The 3,458-nt window shown below is 69.4% G+C and carries 4 protein-coding genes; 1 reads left to right on the top strand and 3 read right to left on the bottom strand.

Annotated elements, in window-relative coordinates; translation table 11 throughout:
• Both VFF46_RS23465 and VFF46_RS23460 read right to left on the bottom strand, forming a co-directional pair.
• Positions 1-329, bottom strand: a 329-nt coding sequence (locus VFF46_RS23465; protein ID WP_325039350.1) for a FadR/GntR family transcriptional regulator, incomplete at its 3' end; no start/stop codon positions are given.
• Positions 326-1,441, bottom strand: a complete 1,116-nt coding sequence (locus VFF46_RS23460; RefSeq protein WP_325039349.1) for an L-talarate/galactarate dehydratase — start codon at positions 1,439-1,441, stop codon at positions 326-328. The genes VFF46_RS23460 and VFF46_RS23465, both read right to left, overlap by 4 nt.
• A 126-nt stretch (positions 1,442-1,567) precedes the next feature.
• Here VFF46_RS23460 and glsA point away from each other — a divergent pair, with 126 nt between their 5' ends.
• The gene (gene glsA, locus VFF46_RS23455; protein WP_325039348.1) at positions 1,568-2,968 is read left to right on the top strand and encodes a glutaminase A; all 1,401 of its coding nucleotides are present in this window, start codon (positions 1,568-1,570) and stop codon (positions 2,966-2,968) included.
• Between the two features lie 97 nt (positions 2,969-3,065).
• On the opposite strand, the gene VFF46_RS23450 is transcribed toward glsA, so the two are convergent.
• A partial coding sequence (locus tag VFF46_RS23450; protein WP_325039347.1) for an SIS domain-containing protein occupies positions 3,066-3,458 on the bottom strand: 393 nt, incomplete at its 5' end.

Below are 3,458 nucleotides of genomic sequence, written 5' to 3'. Positions count from 1 at the left end.
GCGGTACGCCGTACCGCCGCGAGCCCGGCCGCCTCGGTCTCGACGCCGATCCGGAAGTCCATCAGCTCCAGTACGTCGCGGTGCGAGCGGACCGCGCGCAGTCCCGGCGGACGCTCCGGAACCTCGAGGACGAACGAGCCGCGGCCCTGGAACGTCTCCACCAGCCCGGCCGCCTGCAGCCGGGACACCGCCTCGCGGACGACGGTACGGCTGACCCCGAACTCCTCGACCAGGCTGTTCTCACCCGGCAGCTTCTCGCCGGGCGCGATCTCGCCGGTGAGGATCCGCTGCTTCAGGTCCTCGACGATCTCGTACGCGAGGTTGGTCACCTGAACTCGCAGCTGTCGACCGTCCAACGTGCGCACTGCTCACTCGTGGTGAAGCCGAGGCCGGGGCGGTCCGGGACCAGCATCCGGCCGTCGACCGTCTCCAAACGCTCGTTGAACAAGGGATTCAGCCACTCGAAGTGCTCCACCCACGGCTCCCGCGGGTATGCCGCAGCGAGGTGCAGGTGGATCTCCATCGCGAAGTGCGGTGCAAGTTGCAGGCAGTTGTGGTCGGCAAGCGTCGCGAGCTTCAGGAACGGCGTGATGCCGCCGATCCGCGGCGCGTCCGGCTGGATGATGTCCGCGGCCCGTGCCTCGATCAGCCGCACGTGCTCGCCGACACTGGACAACATCTCGCCGGTCGCGATCGGCGTGTCCAGCCGCGCGGCCAGCTCGGCGTGCCCGTCGGCGTCGTACGCGTCCAGGGGCTCCTCGATCCACACCAGGTCGAACTGCTCCAGCACGCGGCCGATCCGCAGCGCCGTCGGCCGGTCCCACTGCTGATTGGCGTCCACCATCAGCGGTACGTCGTCGCCGAGGTGCTCGCGGACGGCGCGGACGCGTTCGAGATCCAGGCGGGTGTCGGGCTGGCCGACCTTGATCTTGATCCCGCCGATCCCGTCGGCGAGCGCCTTCGAGGCGTTCTCCTTCACCTCCTCGATCGGCGCGTGCAGGAATCCGCCGGAGGTGTTGTACGCGCGGACCGAATCGCGGTGCGCGCCGAGCAGTTTGGCCAGTGAGAGGTCGGCACGCTTCGCCTTGAGGTCCCACAGCGCGATGTCGATCGCCGCGATCGCCTGGGTGGCGACGCCGGACCGCCCGACGGAAGCGCCCGCCCACAGCAGCTTGTCGTACACCTTGCCGATGTCCGACGGGTCCTCGCCGATCAGGTTGCCGGCGATCTCCTTGGCATGCGCGTACTGCGCCGGACCGCCCGCCCGCTTGGAATAGCTGAACCCGATCCCATGCCGGTCCTGCTCGGTCGCGATCTCGGCGAACAGGAACACCACCTCGGTCATCGGACGCTGCCGCCCGGTCAGCACCTTCGCGTCACTGACCGGCCGCTGCAACGGCAGCACCACGGACGACAACCGCACCTGCCGAATCCGATCCATGGCAGGTGATCGTACAAGTACTCCACTTGTCCAACAAGATGCCCGGTTGACGCGGCCGTAACGCCGGATGACCGAACCGGAAACACGCGGCGGACAAGCTGTTGCGGCCGAGGGAAGGAAGCGCTCATGGATGTGTCTCCAGCGCAGGTGTTCAGCTCGTTCCGGGCGCTCGACAAGGACGATGACGGGCGGATCTGGGCCTGGGAGTTGCTGAGCGCACTGGGACGCGCCGGGATCCAGCCCGGTGATCCACGGGTGCGCGCGGCGCTGGCCGGCGTACGGGATCCGTTGGGGGTGGACAGTCAGCCGGTACAGCTCGACCTCCGGGAGTTCTCGGCGATCGCGCAGTACGGCGACGGCCTGGTGTACCGGGCGCTGAACGACGAGCTGGCGGTGCCGGCGGAGGAGTTCCGGGAGTTCGCGCGCGGCGTCGAGGCGATCTACGCCGACGTACTGCCGAACCGGGACGGTGCGAACGCCGACTACATCCCGACGTTGCGGGACGCGGATCCGGAGCGGTTCGGGATCGCGATCTGTACCGCCGACGGGCAGACGTTCTCGATCGGGGACGCCGAGGCCGGGTTCAGTGTGCAGTCCACGTCGAAGCCGTTCAGTTATGCGATGGCGCTGGAGCAATTGGGGCCCACCGAGGTGCATCGGTGGGTCGGGCAGGAGCAGAGCGGCGGGACGTTCAACGACTACCGGCTCTCGCTCGGCGACGGGCGGCGGCCGCACAACCCGATGATCAACGCCGGGGCGATGGCGACGCTGGCGTTGGTCGACCACGGCAAGCAGACCAGCGATCGGTACCGGACGGTGCGCGGGACCTGGGCGCGGATGATGGGTACGGCGCCGGGGTTCGACCAGGAGACGTACCTCGCGGAGAAGGCGACCGGGGACGGGAATCGCGGGCTGGCCAGCCTGATGAAGGCCGCGGACATGCTGAAGGCGTCCGGGGAGGACGGGGCGGCGAAGACGGCGGACTTCTACTTCCAGGTGTGCTCGCTGGAGGTGGACGCGCAGCGGCTCGCGGCGGCCGGTGCCACGCTCGCGAACGGCGGGGTTGCGCCGTACTCGGGGGAGCGGGTGTTCTCCCAGGAGACGGCGGGGCGGGTGCTGTCGGTGATGGGGCACAGCGGGATGTACAACGACTCCGGCAAGTTCTCCGACCGGGTCGGGCTGCCCGCCAAGAGCGGTGTGTCCGGGAACGTGATGCTGGTCGTCCCGTGGAAGCGACTCGCCGTCGTGACGTTCTCACCCCGCCTGGACGCCGCCGGCAACTCGGTCCGCGGCGTCGAGGTCTGCCAACGCCTGGTCCACGACTTCAACCTGCACCCGTACCGCACCCTGGGCACCACCCGCCTCAACCAAGCCGACCGCCGAGCCGAAGCCGCCCAAGCCGCCGCCCACGCCCTAACCGGCCTCCCCCGCCCGGGATCGACCTCCCCCGCCGCCCCGACCGCCCCGAACCACGTCCAAGGCGCCGCGGCCACACGCCGTACCCAACCTCCGAGCCATCAGGTGTGAGGGCGGATCTCCAGGCCATCACAACGCAGCGGCCCCCGCCACGCTGAGCGTGGCGGGGGCCGGGACGGCGCAGTTGTGATGGCCTGGAGATCCGGAACTACTCGACCGTCACCGACTTCGCCAGGTTGCGCGGCTTGTCCACGTCGTGGCCGAGGGCGACGGCTGCGTAGTACGCGATGATCTGCAGTGGGATCGTGAGCAGGATCGGGTCCAGTTCGGGCTCGTTCTTCGGGACCACGATCTTGGCGGCGACGCCGTCCGGGATCTCGACGCCCGGGTGCGTGACGACGTACAGCGGGCCCGAGCGGGCGCCGATCTCGTGCAAGGCGCCGATGTTGCGGTCCACCAACTCGTCGTCCGGGACGATCGCCACGCTCGGCACGTCCGGCGAGATCAGTGCCAGCGGGCCGTGCTTCAGCTCGGACGTCTGGTACGCCTCCGCGTGCCGGTACGAGATCTCCTTCAGCTTCTGCGCACCCTCCCGCGCCAC

This window comes from Kribbella sp. (genome assembly GCF_035655035.1).
In the GTDB taxonomy this organism is placed as follows: domain Bacteria; phylum Actinomycetota; class Actinomycetes; order Propionibacteriales; family Kribbellaceae; genus Kribbella.
Note: the sequence above shows the minus strand (reverse complement) of the source record. Positions and strands in the feature narration are given on the sequence as shown.